Source organism: Streptomyces sp. NPDC002125 (assembly GCF_053593715.1).
Window position 1 is genome coordinate 173,753 of sequence record NZ_JBSFDD010000007.1, and the last position, 15,756, is coordinate 189,508.

Genomic DNA, 15,756 nt, shown 5'->3' on the forward strand with positions numbered 1-15,756 from the left:
CATGACACGCCACGACAACAGGCCGGCCCTGGCCCGGAGGTCTTTCCTCGCTCTCGCGGGAGGCACCGTACTGAGCCTCGCCGCATGCTCGCCGCAGGTGAAATCCGTAGCGGGTGCGGAACCTGCGGGCGCCCTTCCGTCCGGAGCTCCGGCGGCCGGGACCGAACTGAAGATCGCCGCTCGTACCACGCAGCTCCAGCTGAAACCGGCAGGGCTTTCGAAGGAACTCGACTTCACCGTCACCGAATGGCCGAACCTCTCCGCGGGGCCCGATATCATCCAGGGTTTCCGTGCGAAATCGATCGACCTGGCCACCAACGCCGGAATTCCGCCGATCCAGGCCCACGCCATCGGCGTCCAGGCGAAAATCGTCGCCGTCCAGATACGCCGCCACCCGCTCTACACCTTCGCCACCGCCCCCGGCTCCTCCCTCACGAAGGCCGAGGACTTCCGAGGGAAGAAGATCGGGTTCTCCCAGGGCCAGGCACAGGGCGTCGTCGTCCTGCGCGCGCTCAAGGAGGCGGGACTGAAGAACTCCGACGTCGAGCTGGTCGCCCTGCCCAGCACGCAGTTCCTCACCGCCCTCCAGTCCGCGCAGGTCGATGTGGCGCCGCTGGCCGAGCCGACCCTCACCAAGTACCTCGACCAGTACGGCAAGGACGGCGCCCGGGGCGTGAAGACGGAGGTCGTCGACCTGCTGACGGTGCTCTGGGCGCCGAACGAGGTCCTCAACGATCCGGAGAAGGCCAAGGCCGTACGCAGCTTCGTCCCGCTGTGGGCGCGCGGCCAGGTGTGGGCCTGGGAGAACCAGGACGAGTGGATCGACACGTACTACGTGAAGGACCAGGGGGTGTCGAAGGAGGACGGGCGCCGCATCGTCGACTCGCAGCACAAGCCGCAGTTCCCGGTCAGCTGGGACGAGGCCCTCGCCTGGGAGCAGGAGACCGCCGATCTGCTGGCCGAGGGCGGCTTCGTGCCGAAGCAGAAGGCCTCCGAGCTGTTCGACCGCCGATTCGAGAAGCTGGCGGCCCAGGCCGTGGCCGCCGAGTACCGGGAGGGGTCATGACCGACCTGCTGGCGAAAGCGCGGACCACCCGCACCGGGATGCGGGAGCCGGCCGGCTCTCCGGCCGCCGGAGCGCCCCCGGCCGTCTCCAAGGGGACCCGGCGCAGGCTCGGCCCCGGCCGCGCGCTGCCGTTCGGGCGGCTGATCGGCCCGGTCCTGCTCGTGCTCGCGTGGTGGGCGGCCTCCGCGTCCGGATACCTCGACCCGAGAATCCTGTCCTCGCCCGGCACGGTCCTCGCCACCGCCGGAGACCTCGTCAGCACCGGCCGCCTCCAGGACAACGTCCTGATCTCGCTCCAGCGCGCGGGACTCGGCCTGATCTTCGGCGTCACGGCCGGTGTGATCCTGGCCGTCGCCGCGGGTCTGAGCCGCAGCGGGGAGTACCTCCTCGACGGGCCGCTCCAGATCAAGCGGGCCATCCCCTCCCTCGCCATGCTCCCGCTGCTGATCCTCTGGCTCGGCATCGGCGAGCAGATGAAGGTCACCGTCATCGCGCTCGGCGTCGCGGTGAACATGTACATCAACACCTACGCCTCGCTGACCGGCATCGACAGCAGGTACGTCGAACTCGCCGAAGGGCTCGACCTGAGCCGGGCGACGTTCATCCGCAAGGTCGTCGTCCCCGGCTCGCTGCCCGGCTTCTTCGTCGGGCTCCGGCTCGGTGTCACCTCGTCCTGGCTCGGCCTGATCGTCGTCGAGCAGATCAACGCCACCAGCGGCATCGGCTACATGATGTTCCAGGCCCAGCAGTACGCCCAGTCCGACGTGATCATCGTGGGCCTGGTGGCCTACGGACTCTTCGGCTTCGCCTCGGACGCGGCGGTACGCGCAGTCGAAAGGAAGGTCCTGTCATGGCGACGCACCCTGGCGGGCTGACAGAAGCCCCGCCCGCGATCCGCACCTCCCGGCTCGTCCGCCGGTTCGGCGACCGTGACGTACTCAAGCGGCTCGACCTGACCGTGGCGCAGGGGGAGTTCACCGCTCTCCTCGGGCGCAGCGGATCCGGCAAGTCCACCCTGCTCCGGGCGGTCGCCCGCCTCGACCACACTGTCGAGGGATCGGGCGAACTCTCCGTGCCCGACCGGGTGTCCCTCTCCTTCCAGGACTCCCGGCTGCTGCCCTGGCTGCGGGTCCTCGACAACGTCGTCCTCGGACTGCGCGGCCCCGGGGCACGCGAGCGGGGCCTGACCGCGCTCGCCGAGGTCGGCCTGGAGGGCCGCGACCGCTCCTGGCCCCATGAGCTGTCCGGCGGTGAGCAGCAGCGCGCCGCCCTGGCCCGGGCCCTCGTACGCGACCCCGAACTCCTGCTGGCCGACGAGCCGTTCGGCGCGCTGGACGCGCTGACCCGGATCAAGATGCACGACCTGCTGCGCGAGCTGTACGAACGCCACCGCCCCGCGGTGCTGCTGGTCACCCATGACGTCGACGAGGCCGTGGAGCTCGCCGACCGGGTCCTGGTCCTGGAGGACGGCGCCATCTCCGTCGACCTCAGGATCGACCTGCCCTCCCCGCGCTCACGGCGCGAGCCGCGCTTCCAGGAGTACCGCGACAGGCTGCTCGCCGCCCTCGGCGTGGCACAGCCCCAGCTCACGCACTGATCTTCCGAGATCCTCCGAGGAGAAGACATCCCATGCCGCGCAAGCAGCTCCATCTGAACGCCTTCCTGATGTCCACCGGCCACCACGAGGCGTCCTGGCGGCTCCCCGAGAGCCACGCCGAGGCCAACTCCGACCTGGAGCACTACAAGAACCTGGCCCGCATCGCCGAACGCGGGCTGCTGGACTCGCTGTTCCTCGCCGACGGGCCCGTCCTCATGGGCGACCCGGGCCGGCGCCCCGCCGCCAAACTGGAACCCACCGTGCTGCTCACCGCGCTCGCCGGGGTCACCCAGCGCATCGGCCTCATCGCCACCGCCTCCACCAGCTACAACGAGCCGTACAACCTGGCCCGCCGCTTCGCCTCCCTGGACCACATCTCCGGCGGCCGGGCCGGCTGGAACATCGTCACCACTGCCGGCGCCGACGCGGCCCGCAACTTCGGCCTGGACGACACGCCCCTGCACCGCGACCGCTACCGGCGCGCCGTGGAGTTCGTCGAGGTGTCCACGAAGCTCTGGGACAGCTGGGCGGACGACGCGGTCGTGGCCGACAAGGAGGCCGGGGTCCACGCGCTGGCCGACCGCGTCCGCAGCATCGGCCACGCCGGTGAGTTCTTCCGGGTCGACGGCCCGCTGAACGTCGAACGCCCGCCGCAGGGATACCCGTTGCTCGTCCAGGCCGGTTCCAGCGAGGACGGCAAGGACTTCGCCGCCCGCTACGCCGAGGCGGTGTTCACCGCCCAGCAGACCCTGGAGGAGGGCATCGCCTTCTACAAGGACGTCAAGCGGCGCGCCGAGAGCCTGGGCCGTAACCCCGACGGCATCAAGATCCTGCCCGGCATCGTCCCGGTCATCGGCGACACCGAGGCCGAGGCCCTCGAACTGGACGCGGAACTCGACCGGCTCATCGTCCCCGAGTACGCCAAGCGCCAGCTCGCCAGGACGCTGAAGCTCGACCCCTCCCAGCTCCACCTCGACAAGGAGCTTCCCGCCGACCTGCCCGACGAGGACGAGATCGAGGGGGCCAAGAGCCGCTACACCCTGGTCGTGGAGCTCGCCAGACGCGAGAAGCTGACGGTGCGCCGGCTCATCGGCAGGCTCGGCGGAGGGCGCGGACACCGTACCTTCGCCGGGACGGCCGAGCAGGTCGCCGACACCATCGAGCACTGGTACGGGAGCGGAGCGGCCGACGGCTTCAACATCATGCCCGCCGTGCTCCCCTCCGGACTGGAGGTCTTCGTCGACCGGGTCGTCCCGATCCTCCAGGAGCGCGGCCTGTTCCGCACCGAGTACACCGGGGCCACCCTGCGCGAGCACTACGGACTCCCGCGGCCGGCCAACCGGCTGTTCGACACCGTCGACACCAGCGAGGGCCACACCGGCATCGGCCTCGCCACGGCGGCGGCCCGGTGACCGACTGTCCCGACCCCGCGCTGCGCCGCCGTTCCCCGAGGTGAGCCGCTACCGCGTCTCCTGGCGGGCCGGATACACGGCCAGCGAGAAGGAGTGGCCCGCCGGGTCGGTGTAGACGCGGACGTCGCGCGGACCGCTGTTGCTGTCCCCCGTGTCCACGGGCCGGGCGCCGAGGCCTATCGCCTCGCGCTCGGCCTCGTCCATGTCCCCCGGGTCCACCAGGATGCGCAGATGCGCCTGATAGGAGTCCTCGGGGCGGGGCCAGCTCGGCGGCGCGTAACCGTGGTCGCGTCGCACGGCCAGATGCACACCGGTGTTGCCGACGATCTCGACGAAGTCGGGATCGCTCCCGATCCGCGTCTGTGCGCCGAGCAGGTTCGCGTAGAAGTCCGCCAGTTCCAGCGGTTCGGCGCAGTCCAGGACCAGAACGCTCGTTTTCCCGACAGTCATGTTCCGTCGGTACCCCCGATGGGCCCCGGCACGCCTGGCCGGACGACGCCCCGGCCGCACGGCGCGCCCGGAGCGGGGTCCGGGCGGACGCGAACTAGGGTGCGGGGCATGTCAGAGAGCACGGAACACCGGGACACGGGCAAGCCCGGAACCGGACCCTCCGACCCCCGCCGCTGGCGCGCCCTCGCCGTCTGCCTGGTCGCGGGCTTCATGACCCTGCTGGACGTGTCCATCGTCAATGTGGCGCTGCCGTCCATCAAGGAGGGCCTCGACACCCCGGAGTCCGACCTCCAGTGGGTGCTGTCCGGCTACGCACTCGCGTTCGGGCTCGTCCTGATCCCCGGCGGACGGCTCGGCGACGCCCGGGGCAGGCGCGCGGTGTTCATGGCGGGGCTGACCCTCTTCACCCTCGCCTCCGCCGCCTGCGGGGCCGCGCAGTCCAGCCTCTGGCTGGTCATCGCCCGGCTGCTCCAGGGCGCGGCGGGCGGGCTGCTCTCGCCGCAGATCTCCGCGCTGATCCAGCAGATGTTCTCCGGACGCGAGAGGGGCCGCGCCTTCGGCATGTTCGGCACCGTGGTCGGCATCTCCACCGCCGTGGGACCGCTGCTCGGCGGCCTGCTGATCCAGGGGGCCGGGGAGCAGGAGGGCTGGCGCTGGGTGTTCTACGTCAACCTCCCGATCGGGGCGGTCTGCCTCGTGCTGGCCCACAGACTGCTCCCCGACACCCCGTCGGCGGGCCGGGTACGCCCGCGCGACCTGGACCCCTTCGGCGTCCTGCTCCTCGGGGCGGGGGTACTGGCCCTGCTGCTGCCCTTCGTCCAGGCCCAGCAGTGGCCCGGCGACGGCAAGTGGCTGCTCGTGCCGGTGGCCCTGGTGCTGCTCGGCGCGTTCGTCGCCTGGGACTCCCGCTGCGCGGCCCGCGGTGTCCAGCCGGTGCTGAATCTGGCGCTCTTCCGGCTACGGGCCTTCTGGCTCGGCTGTCTGATGATCCTGCTGTACTTCGCGGGCTTCACCTCGATCTTCTTCATCACCACGCTCTATCTCCAGTCCGGGCTGGACTACAGCGCCCTGGAGGCGGGGCTCGCGATCACCCCCTTCGCGCTGGGCGCCGGAGCGTCGGCGAGCATCGGCGGGCGGCTGGTCGGCCGCTTCGGCCGGCCGCTCATCGTCGTGGGCCTGACCATGGTGGCCGTGGGGCTCGGGCTGACCGCGCTCGCCGCCCACCTGGTGCCGGGCAGGGGCGCCGGGCTCGCGATGGCCGCGCCGCTGCTGCTGGCGGGGCTGGGCAGCGGACTGGTCATCGCGCCGAACCAGACCCTCACCCTCTCCGAGGTGCCGGTCGGCAACGCGGGCAGCGCGGGCGGCACCCTCCAGACCAGCCAGCGCGTCGGCTCGGCCATCGGGATCGCCTCCGTCGGCTCCGTCTTCTTCGCCAGGCTGGGCTCCGGCGACTGGGCGGCGGCCCTGGACCACGGGCTCGTCGTCTCGATCGCGTTCGTCCTCGCGGCTCTGATCGTGGCGCTGGCCGATGTCGGGGCGGGCCGGCGGGGAAGAAGACGTTCCGAGACGTCCTGAGCCACCGAAGAACCGAGGAGCACCCGATGACGTCCCGGGTCACCGAAGAACCGAGGAGCACCCGATGAACGACACCGAGGACCGGGAGCCGAACCGGAACACCTCGTACGGCCACAAGCCCTTCAAGCGCTCCCGCAGCCACTTCGCCGACCGCATCACCGCCGACGGCCGTGACGGCTGGCCCGTCGAGGCGGGGCGCTACCGGCTGGTCGTCAGCCGCGCCTGCCCCTGGGCGAGCCGCGCCCTGGTGTCACGGAGGCTGCTCGGGCTGGAGAGCGCGCTCTCGCTGGCCGTCGCCGATCCGATCCAGGACGACCGCAGCTGGCGCTTCACCCTCGACGAGGGAGGCAAGGACCCGGTGCTCGGCATCGGTTTCCTGAGCGAGGCGTACGACGCCCGGGAGCACGGCTACCCGGGAGGGGTCAGCGTGCCCGCCGTCGTCGACGTACCGACGGGTGCCCTGGTCACCAACGACTACCAGCGGATCACCCTGGACCTGGCCACCGAGTGGACCGAGCTGCACCGCCCCGGCGCCCCGGACCTCTACCCCGAGCGGCTGCGCGACGAGATCGACGAGGTGATGGACGGCATCTACCGGGACGTCAACAACGGCGTCTACCGCGCCGGATTCGCCTCGGGACAGGGTGAGTACGAGGCGGCGTACGTCGATGTGTTCCGCCGCCTGGACCTGGTCTCCGAGCGCCTCGCCGGGCAGCGCTACCTCGTCGGGGACACGATCACCGAGGCGGACATCCGGCTGTTCACCACGCTGGTGCGCTTCGACGCCGTCTACCACGGGCACTTCAAGTGCAACCGCTCGAAGCTCGCCGAGGACCCGGTGCTGTGGGCGTACGTCCGCGACCTCTACCAGACCCCCGGATTCGGCGACACCGTCGACTTCGACCACATCAAGCGGCACTACCATCAGGTGCACACCGGCATCAACCCGACCGGCATCGTGCCCCTCGGCCCCGACCTGTCCGGCTGGCTCACCCCGCACCACCGCGAGCAGCTGGGCGGCAGGCCCTTCGGCGACGGCACCCCGCCGGGACCGGTGCCTCCGGGCGAGGAGGTCCCCGCCTCCGGGCGGCCCTGACCGGATCACTCCACCCGGGGCGGCGGGCCCGCGTTCGCCGCCGCCAGCGGGGAACGCGCGAGCACCACGCAGCCCACGGCGATCAGCGCGAGCCCGGCCAGCTGCGGCAGCAGCCACCACCCCGTCCGCAGCTCCTCGCCGAACAGCGTCACCCCGTACACCACGCTGATCAGCGCGTCCCCGAGCGTCAGCATCGGCTGTACGGCGACGAGGCTGCCGGCCTGGAGCGCGTTCTGGAGGAGGAACAGCGCGCCGACGCCGGCCGCCGCCGTGGCGTACAGCTGCCACGCCGTCAGCAGGCCCACCGCACCGCCGCTGTCCAGCCGCCCCATCGCGTCCTTCATCAGCGCGGCGGTCAGCGCGTAACCGCAGGCCGCGGCCAGCCCCAGCAGCGCGGCACGGGTGTCGCCGCGGATGCCGAGGGCCGCCGTGATCAGCACGGCCTCGAAGATCCCGGTCGCGATCAGCGCCGGGACCCAGGCCGCGCCCTGCACCTCGTCGCTCCCGCCGACCGGTGCGGCCGCGGCCATCGCGAGGGCCAGACCCGCCGTCACGGCGGCCACCCCCGCCCAGACCGGGCGCGGAATCCGGACCCGCATGACATACCCGGCGATGAGCAGGGTCGCGGGCAGTTCGATCACGAAGATCGGCTGGACGACCGCGATGGGGCCGGTGGCCAGCGCCACCGCCTGGCAGACGGCGGCGACGATCACGAGCCCGATACCGGCGAGCCACACCTTCTGACGCAGCAGATGCCCGACCAGCGACAGACGCATCGCCTCACTGTCGGGAACGTTGAGGGCGGCGCGGCGCTGCAGGACGGAGGCTGAGCCGTTGCTGAGCGCGGTCAGGACGGCGAACAGGACGCTGATCACCCGCCCCATCATGAGGGCCGACGCCCTCCGGTCCGCGGCGCCGCGGACCGTGCGAGTGTCGCTCTTCCCCGGCCGGCGCCGGCCGGCCCGCGTAATCTGCGGAGCATGGCCGACAGGAACGCTCCCGTGCTCTCCACCCGCGCGCTCAACAGGGCGACGCTGGAACGGCAGTTGCTGCTCCGCCGCGCCGCCGTGACGGCGAAGGAGGCCATCGGCGGGCTGGTCGGCCTCCAGGCCCAGAACACCAGGCCGCCCTACTTCCAGCTCCACGCACGGCTGGCGGACTTCGACCCGGCCGAGCTCTCGGCGCTCATGGAGTCCCGCGAGGTGGTCAGGATCGTCACCCTGCGCTCCACGATCCACACCCACACGGCCGAGGACGCCCTGACCCTGCGCCCCCTGGTCCAGCCGGCCCGCGACCGGGAGCTGAACATGTTCCGGAACGGGCTCACGGGTGTGGACCTGGACCGCCTCACGGTGCTCGCCAGGGAGCTCGTCGAGGAACGGCCACGCACCCTGAAGGAACTGCGGCAGGAGCTGCGCCCCCACTGGCCCGACGCCGACCCGCAGTCGCTCGGAGTCGCCGCCCGGTGCCGCCTTCCCCTGGTCCAGGTCACCCCGCGCGGGCTCTGGGGGCGCAGCGGGCAGGTCGCCCTGACGACCGCCGAACACTGGCTGGGAAGCCCGCCGCTGCCCGCCGCCACGCCCGACGCGACCGTGCTGCGCTATCTCGCCGCCTTCGGGCCCGCGTCGGTGAAGGACATGCAGATGTGGGCCGGACTCACCCGTATGCGCGAGGTCTTCGAACGGCTGCGACCGCGCCTGGTCACCTTCCGCGACGACAACGGCGCCGAGCTCTTCGACCTGCCGGACGCACCCCACCCCGACCCGGACACCCCGGCCCCGCCGCGCTTCCTGCCCGAGTTCGACAACGTGCTGCTCGGCCACGCCGACCGGACCAGGGTGATCCCGCCCGAGTACAAGGGGCGCAACGGTGTGGGCAACCAGGCCTACGGGACCGTGCTGGCCGACGGCTTCCTGGCCGCGGTCTGGCGCCTCGACGAGACCGCCGACGAGGCGGTCGTCACCGTGCAGGCCCTGGGCCGGCTCGGCCGGGCCGCCCGCGACGAGATCGCCCAGGAGGCCGTGGAGATGCTGGGCGTCATGTGTCCCAGGCCCGCCTACGACGTCCGGTTCGCCGCGTTCGTCGACTTCGGCGACTGAGGACCTCAGTCCGCCCGGCCCGTGGCCGCCACCGTCACACCCAGGCCGACCATCGCGAACCCGCCCGCGCCGCCGATCATCGACAGCCGCCGGTCCGAGCGCGCGAACCAGTCCCGGGCCGCCGAGGCGCCCAGCCCCCACAGGGTGTCCGTGACCGTCCCGATCGCGATCGGGACCAGCCCCAGAAGCAGCATCTGGACGGCGAGATGCCCGGCCGAGTGATCGACGAACTGGGGCAGGACGGCGGCGAAGAACACGATCCCCTTGGGGTTGGTGACACCGACGAACACACCGTCGGCGACCGTCCGCAGATCACCTCGCGCCGGCTGCCCGGCGCCCTGGGCCATCGTGCTCATGCTCAGTTCCTTGCGGTGCCGGAACGCCTGGACGCCCAGATGCACGAGATACGCGGCACCCGCCAGCTTCACCACCATGAAGAACAGCGCGGACCGCTCCACCAGCGAACCGATTCCCAGCGCGACCGCCAGCACCAGCACATAGGAGCCGGCGACATTGCCGAGCACCGTGGCCAGAGCCGTACGGCGGCCATGTGCCAGCGCCCGGCCGATCACGAACAGCACGCTCGGCCCCGGAATCACGATCACCAGCAGGGACATCAGCGCGAAAGCAAGATACTGATCGATGGACACCATGCCGTCGAACCCCCCGTTCGTCGAAAGCCGTTCAGGGCAGGAGCCCCGCGCGGCGAGCCGCCACCACGGCCTCCAGCCGGGTGTGCGCCCCCAGTTTCCGCATCGCGGACCGCAGATAGCTTTTCACGGTCTCCGGCCTCAGACCCAGCCGTTCGGCCGCCGTGGCGTTCGTCGCTCCCGACGCGACGCAGGCGATCACATCCAGCTCGCGCGGCGCCAGCCGCACCCGGACCGCCGGTGCGCCGCGGTCCGCCCCCGAGGCCGACGCCAGCCGGCCACACACCGCGAGGAGCTCCCCGCGCAGCCCCTGGTCGGCGATCTTCGGGGCCAGGGCCCGCAGCTCCCGGTGCGCCTCGCGGACGTCCTCCCAGGTGCCGGAGCCCGCTCCCGGGTCGGTGAGCCGCTCCCTGGTGGCGGCGAGGAGCCGCTGCACCTCGTCCCGTACGGCGAGGGCCTGCTCCACGTCACGGGCCGCCGACGCCGCCGCGTCGAAGGTGCGGTCCCCGAGCGTGAGCGGCGCACGCAGCGCCCCGTACAGCACCCCGCGCACCGTACGGCGTACGACGACGGGCACCGCGACGACCGAGCGCAGGCCCTCGGCCGCGACCGCCGTGTCGTACTCGTGGCTGATGTGCCGGGCCGAGGGGTAGTCCGTGACCGCGCAGGGCCGCGACAGGGCGATCGTCTTGCCGCCGAGCCCGCTGCCCGCCGAGATCATCAGCCCGCGCAGCGCCACGGTCTGCGCCCCGCTCAGCTCCGAGATCCGGGCGTGGCGCGCGTCCGAGAGCAGCCCGCCGAAGACCACCGGCAGCCCGCTGGTCCGGCGCAGCCGCAGCAGAGCCGCCCGCAGCTCGGTCTCCTCGCCTGCTTCCGCCACGCCGATGACACACCGCCCTGTCCGGCCTCGCGACCTCACCCCCGTCCGGGGGTGGTGAGATCCGGGTCACTGTTCACATGATGTTAAAGGACGGGTCCGCAACGAGGAGGGCACATGCCGGCAACCAGTGCGACGGAGACGTTCCGGGCGGCCCGGGACTTTCTGATCGAGCACCGCGAGGACTACGCGGCGGCCTACGAGGGCTTCAGCTGGCCCCGGCCGGAACGGTTCAACTGGGCGCTCGACTGGTTCGACGCCATCGCCGAGAACAACGACCGCACCGCCCTGCACATCGTGGAGGAGGACGGCGGGCGCACCGAGATCTCCTTCGCCCGCATGGCTGCCCGGTCCGATCAGGCGGCGAACTGGCTGCGGGACCAGGGAGTGGCCGCGGGCGACCGGATCCTCGTGATGCTCGGCAACCAGGCCGAGCTGTGGGAGACCGCCCTCGCCGCGATGAAGCTGCGCGCCGTCGTCATCCCGGCCACCCCGCTGCTGGGCCCGGTCGACCTGCGTGACCGTGTCGAGCGCGGCGCGGTGCGCCATGTGCTCGTGCGGTCGGAGGACGCCGCCAAGTTCGACGAGGTGCCCGGCGACTACACCCGTATCGCCGTCGGCGCCGACGTGGACGGCTGGGTCTCCTACGCCGGGGCCGACAAGGCGTCCGACACGTTCACCCCGGACGGCGACACCGACGCCGGTGAACCGCTGATGCTGTACTTCACCTCCGGCACCACCGCGAGCCCGAAGCTGGTCGAGCACACCCATCTCTCGTACCCCGTCGGGCACCTGTCCACGATGTACTGGATCGGCCTCAAACCCGGCGACGTCCATCTGAACATCTCCTCGCCCGGCTGGGCCAAGCACGCCTGGTCGAACCTCTTCGCGCCGTGGAGCGCCGAGGCCACCGTCTTCATCTTCAACTACACGCGCTTCGACGCCGCCCGGCTCATGGCGGAGATGGACCGCTCGGCCGTCACCAGCTTCTGCGCCCCGCCCACGGTCTGGCGGATGCTCATCCAGGCCGACCTCACCCAGCTCCGTACACCGCCGCGCGAGGTCGTCGCCGCCGGTGAACCGCTCAACCCCGAGGTCATCGAGAGCGTCCGGCGCGCCTGGGGCGTCACCATCCGGGACGGCTTCGGCCAGACGGAGACCTCCGTCCAGGTGGCCAACTCGCCGGGCCAGCTCCTCAAGGCCGGCTCGATGGGCCGGCCCAGCCCGGGATTCAAGGTCGAGCTGCTGGACCCGGTCTCCGGTGAACCGGGCGCGCCGGAGGGCGAGATCGCCCTCGACCTGTCCGCCCGCCCCGTCGGCCTGATGACGGGCTACCGCGGCGACCCGGAACGCACGGCCGAGGCGATGGCGGGCGGCTACTACCGCACCGGCGACATCGGCTCGCGCGACGAGGACGGCTACATCACCTATGTGGGCCGGGCGGACGACGTGTTCAAGGCCTCGGACTACAAGATCTCGCCGTTCGAGCTGGAGAGCGCCCTGCTGGAGCACGAAGCGGTCGCCGAGGCCGCCGTCGTGCCCGCCCCCGACCCGGTGCGCCTCGCCGTCCCGAAGGCGTACGTCGTGCTCGCGGCGGGCTGGGAGCCCGGTCCCGACACCGCCAAGGTGCTGTTCGAGCACTCCCGGTCGGTCCTCGCCCCGTACAAGCGCATCCGCAGGCTGGAGTTCGCCGAACTGCCGAAGACCGTCTCGGGGAAGATCCGCAGGATCGAACTGCGCGAGCACACCGCGCGGGGCGCCGGCACCGAGTTCGACGAGGGGGACCTGCGGTGAGCGGCCTCTCCTACGCGCACGGCACCGGCGGCACCGCCCTGCTCGGCGACACCATCGGGCGCAACCTGGACCGCGCGGTCGAGGCGTTCGGCGAGCGGGAGGCGCTGGTCGACGTGGCGTCCGGGCGCCGCTGGACGTACGCCCGCTTCGGCGCCGACGTCGACGAACTCGCCCGGGGGCTGATGGCGTCCGGCGTGGCCAAGGGCGACCGGGTCGGGATCTGGGCGGTCAACTGCCCGGAATGGGTCCTCGTCCAGTACGCCACGGCCCGGATCGGGGCCGTCATGGTCAACATCAACCCCGCCTACCGCGCGCACGAGCTCGGTTACGTGCTGGGCCAGGCCGGGATCTCCGTGCTGATCGCCTCCCTCGCCCACCGCACCAGCGACTACCGGGCGCTGGTGGACCAGGTCCGCGCCGAGTGCCCGGCGCTGCGGTCCGTCCACTACATCGGCGACCCGTCCTGGGACGAACTGACCGCCGCCTCGCAGACGGTGACGCATGAGCAGATGGCGGCACGCGAAGCGGAGCTGTCCTGCGACGACCCGATCAACATCCAGTACACCTCCGGCACCACGGGCTTCCCCAAGGGGGCCGTGCTCTCCCACCACAACATCCTCAACAACGGATATTTCGTGGGGGAGATGGTCGCCTACACCGAACAGGACCGGGTCTGCCTGCCCGTGCCGTTCTACCACTGCTTCGACTGATACAGCTTTAGGGTACACGACGCGTGGACACCAACCCCCCAATTCCTGCGGGGGCTTCGCTGCGTCCGGGGAGGGCATACCCTGGCTTGGGAGGTGATCCGATGTCGTCGCTGCAAGAGAGCGTCCGAAGCCACCGTAGGCGCTCCGGCTGGAGCCAGGAACAGCTCGCCGAAGAGGCCGGCCTGTCCGTGGGCGTCGTCCGCAAGATCGAGCAGGGTGGGAACGCTCAGGTCGAGACCATCCACATGCTCGCGCGGGCTTTAGGCACCACCACGTCCAGCCTGTTCGCCACCGAGGCCCCCGAGCCTGTCCACGGCAACGCGGGCGACGGCCCCAAGCTCTCCGAACTGCGCCGGGCTCTCATGCCTCCGGTCGGGCTCCGCGAGGTGATCGTCGAAGCCGACCACGCGCCCGTGCTGGCCTCAATCCAGCGCGACATCGACGACAGCCACGCCCTGTATCACGCCGACCACTACGACAGCGTCGCCAAGAAGCTGCCGGGCATCCTTCGGGACGCCGAGGCTGCGGTCTCCCTGTCGGAGGAGATCGAGCGCCAGAACGCCATCGTCGTGCGCGCCAGCGCCTTCCTGCTGGCCGGGAAGTACCTCACCCAGGTCCGGCGCTACGACATGGCTTACCACGCCCTGTCGCTGGGCATCAGGGACGCCCGCGAGGCCGACGAGACGCACATCGCGGCCACGGGAGTCGTCGGCATGGCCTGGCTGCTCCTGCGCCAGGACCGATTCGACGAAGCCGAGCGCCTGGCCACCGTGACGGCCGAGGAGGTTGAGCCGCGCATGTCCAGCGCCAAGCCGGGCGAGCTCGCGCTCTGGGGCGAGCTGCTTCAGCGCGTAGCCTCGGCTGCGATCAGGAACAACCGCCCCGACATCGCCAAGGACGCCCGGCGCATGACCGCGACCGCCGCGAGCGCGCTCAGCCGGGAGCACGTCAACTTCAGGCAGCACTGGACCACCTTCGGGCCGGTGACGGCCGAGGCGAAGGCGATCGAGGATCTCTCCCTCATCGGGGACCACCGCGGAGTGATCAGCAGGGCAGACGAGGGGCCGGTCGGCTCCAAGGGGCTGAAGAAGTTCGGCCGGCCGAGCGCGAACAATTGGGACCGGCACCGCCTCGATGTCGCTCGTGCTCACGCGAAGCTCGGCTCCCACCAGGACGCCATGGACGAGCTCTCGACCATCAAGCAGTCCTCTCCCGAGTGGCTGCGGCACCAAGCGATGGCTCGGCGCGTCATGACGGACATCCTGGAGCGGCGCAAGCGCACCCTCACCCAGGACATGCGCGATATGGCCGTTCACCTGGGTGTTGCTGGCTAACTACCACGCCCCGTAGCACTTCCTGGCGATCAGTCAGGGAACTGCTACGGGGCGTGTCTGGTTGATCACTATCACCCCTCGTAGCTTCATGGCCATGGCGAGCAACCAGCAAGCCGAGCCCCGTATCGAGATCGGCTCGGTCATGAGGGACACAGAGTCGGGTCAGATCGGCATCGTTCAGCGGGCCCCCGAGGGGCCGGTCCGCTTACATGCCCTGAACTGCGACAGGCACTGGGAGGTCGTCCCCGACCTCCTGTCGGAGTTGACCTCGGTCGAGGCGCTCAGTGCTCGCGTCGCCGTCGCCAACTACTGGTCCAGGAACCGCGTGGGACGCGGAGTGCGCTCATGATCTGGCGAGCGATAGCCCGAGCGGCCGGCCCCTTGCTCGCCCTGACGATCGCCGCCTCGGTCGGCTTCGTCCTCGTCTTCGTCTGGCGAACGACGAACCCCTAGACCGGCCCGTCCTGCATGGTGACCACCCCCATGGCTCCCCCGCCACCGCCCACGCAGGACGGGCCTTCAAGCCCCCACCCCGGCCGCTCTCATGACGGTCAGTGGTCGGAGTGGGCTGCAAGTCCAGTGCACCACTCCACGAGCGAGAGGAACACGCATGACTGCTGTAGCGAGCGAGACGAAGACCGGCCGCTCCCTCGTCAGCGAGTCGCTGTTCGGCAGCCTCACGAACTTCGTGATGCAGCACGACGGCGAGACGCTGGAGCGCGCCGAGCGGATCGTGGACCAGGCCATCGCCTACGTCGCCACCGCCACGGTGACCCTGATGCCCAGCGACGACGTCGACAAGGGCTACCACGCCTTCATCCTGCACACGAAGGCGTACGCCGAGTTCTGCGACCGCCAGGCCGGACGCTTCCTGCACCACAACCCCGCGTCGGGCCCCGTCCAGGGCGGCCGTCCCCTGGAGCGGGTCAGCCTCACCACGCACACGATGAAGGCCGCGGGCTTCATGGTCTTCGACGACCTCTGGACGGTGGACGGCACCAACGCCGCCCAGTGCGACTCGGACGACGGGCGCGACTACTAGGACGTCGCCCAGGTGTAGGGCGCGGCCGGTCTGCATCACGGGCCGGCCGCGCCC

At 71.2% G+C, this 15,756-nt stretch carries 15 protein-coding genes and 1 pseudogene; 12 read left to right on the top strand and 4 right to left on the bottom strand.

Translation table 11 applies throughout. The annotated features are described in order from the left end of the window. Position 1: 1 nt before the first annotated feature. From ACWCQM_RS14980 to ACWCQM_RS14995, 4 genes are read left to right on the top strand one after another with little or no spacing between them, the layout of a single operon-like run. Complete coding sequence (locus tag ACWCQM_RS14980) at positions 2–1,066, top strand: ABC transporter substrate-binding protein (RefSeq protein ID WP_450915711.1); 1,065 nt, start codon at positions 2–4, stop codon at positions 1,064–1,066. Beyond that, positions 1,063–1,941, top strand: coding sequence for an ABC transporter permease (locus ACWCQM_RS14985; protein WP_450915712.1), 879 nt, complete (start codon positions 1,063–1,065; stop codon positions 1,939–1,941). Before ACWCQM_RS14980 ends, ACWCQM_RS14985 begins: the two co-directional genes overlap by 4 nt. Beyond that, positions 1,917–2,663, top strand: a complete 747-nt coding sequence (locus ACWCQM_RS14990; protein WP_450915713.1) for an ABC transporter ATP-binding protein — start codon at positions 1,917–1,919, stop codon at positions 2,661–2,663. The genes ACWCQM_RS14985 and ACWCQM_RS14990 overlap by 25 nt, the downstream gene beginning before the upstream one ends. Before the next feature lie 32 nt (positions 2,664–2,695). After that, a complete protein-coding gene (locus tag ACWCQM_RS14995; protein ID WP_450915714.1) occupies positions 2,696–4,075 on the top strand; it encodes an LLM class flavin-dependent oxidoreductase in 1,380 nt (459 codons plus the stop codon). 48 nt (positions 4,076–4,123) lie between these two features. Here the strand turns inward: ACWCQM_RS14995 and ACWCQM_RS15000 are convergent, their stop codons facing one another. Continuing rightward, positions 4,124–4,525, bottom strand: a complete 402-nt coding sequence (locus tag ACWCQM_RS15000; RefSeq protein WP_450915715.1) for a VOC family protein — start codon at positions 4,523–4,525, stop codon at positions 4,124–4,126. 108 nt (positions 4,526–4,633) lie between these two features. Here ACWCQM_RS15000 and ACWCQM_RS15005 point away from each other — a divergent pair, with 108 nt between their 5' ends. Next, complete coding sequence (locus ACWCQM_RS15005) at positions 4,634–6,100, top strand: MFS transporter (RefSeq protein ID WP_450915716.1); 1,467 nt, start codon at positions 4,634–4,636, stop codon at positions 6,098–6,100. Positions 6,101–6,164: 64 nt separating this feature from the next. Beyond that, complete coding sequence (locus ACWCQM_RS15010; protein WP_450915717.1) at positions 6,165–7,196, top strand: glutathione S-transferase family protein; 1,032 nt, start codon at positions 6,165–6,167, stop codon at positions 7,194–7,196. A 5-nt stretch (positions 7,197–7,201) separates the two neighbouring features. Here the strand turns inward: ACWCQM_RS15010 and ACWCQM_RS15015 are convergent, their stop codons facing one another. Further along, complete coding sequence (locus ACWCQM_RS15015) at positions 7,202–8,071, bottom strand: DMT family transporter (protein WP_450915718.1); 870 nt, start codon at positions 8,069–8,071, stop codon at positions 7,202–7,204. 105 nt (positions 8,072–8,176) lie between these two features. Here ACWCQM_RS15015 and ACWCQM_RS15020 point away from each other — a divergent pair, with 105 nt between their 5' ends. Continuing rightward, the gene (locus ACWCQM_RS15020) at positions 8,177–9,295 is read left to right on the top strand and encodes a winged helix DNA-binding domain-containing protein (RefSeq protein WP_450915719.1); all 1,119 of its coding nucleotides are present in this window, start codon (positions 8,177–8,179) and stop codon (positions 9,293–9,295) included. Between the two features lie 5 nt (positions 9,296–9,300). Here ACWCQM_RS15020 and ACWCQM_RS15025 read toward each other — a convergent pair whose 3' ends face one another. Together ACWCQM_RS15025 and ACWCQM_RS15030 are read right to left on the bottom strand one after the other, a co-directional pair. Further along, a complete protein-coding gene (locus ACWCQM_RS15025) occupies positions 9,301–9,948 on the bottom strand; it encodes a LysE family translocator (RefSeq protein WP_073748546.1) in 648 nt (215 codons plus the stop codon). A gap of 31 nt (positions 9,949–9,979) precedes the next feature. Then, positions 9,980–10,825, bottom strand: coding sequence for a response regulator transcription factor (locus ACWCQM_RS15030; protein WP_450915720.1), 846 nt, complete (start codon positions 10,823–10,825; stop codon positions 9,980–9,982). Between the two features lie 114 nt (positions 10,826–10,939). On the opposite strand from ACWCQM_RS15030, the gene ACWCQM_RS15035 reads away from it, so the two are divergent. The 5 genes and pseudogenes from ACWCQM_RS15035 to ACWCQM_RS15055 all read left to right on the top strand — a co-directional run bounded on the left by ACWCQM_RS15035 (position 10,940) and on the right by ACWCQM_RS15055 (position 15,702). Further along, positions 10,940–12,616 carry an AMP-binding protein gene (locus ACWCQM_RS15035; protein WP_450915721.1) on the top strand — a complete coding sequence of 559 codons (1,677 nt, stop codon included), beginning with the start codon at positions 10,940–10,942 and terminating at the stop codon, positions 12,614–12,616. Continuing rightward, positions 12,613–13,320: pseudogene (locus ACWCQM_RS15040) on the top strand (AMP-binding protein); the annotation flags it as partial. The gene ACWCQM_RS15035 and the pseudogene ACWCQM_RS15040, both read left to right, overlap by 4 nt. Before the next feature lie 107 nt (positions 13,321–13,427). Beyond that, the gene (locus tag ACWCQM_RS15045) at positions 13,428–14,660 is read left to right on the top strand and encodes a helix-turn-helix domain-containing protein (protein ID WP_450915722.1); all 1,233 of its coding nucleotides are present in this window, start codon (positions 13,428–13,430) and stop codon (positions 14,658–14,660) included. A gap of 94 nt (positions 14,661–14,754) precedes the next feature. Continuing rightward, the gene (locus ACWCQM_RS15050; protein ID WP_450915723.1) at positions 14,755–15,009 is read left to right on the top strand and encodes a hypothetical protein; all 255 of its coding nucleotides are present in this window, start codon (positions 14,755–14,757) and stop codon (positions 15,007–15,009) included. 261 nt (positions 15,010–15,270) lie between these two features. Then, positions 15,271–15,702: a glycine-rich domain-containing protein gene (locus ACWCQM_RS15055; protein WP_450915724.1), complete on the top strand. Its 432-nt coding sequence runs from the start codon at positions 15,271–15,273 to the stop codon at positions 15,700–15,702. The last annotated feature ends 54 nt before the right edge of the window (positions 15,703–15,756 follow it).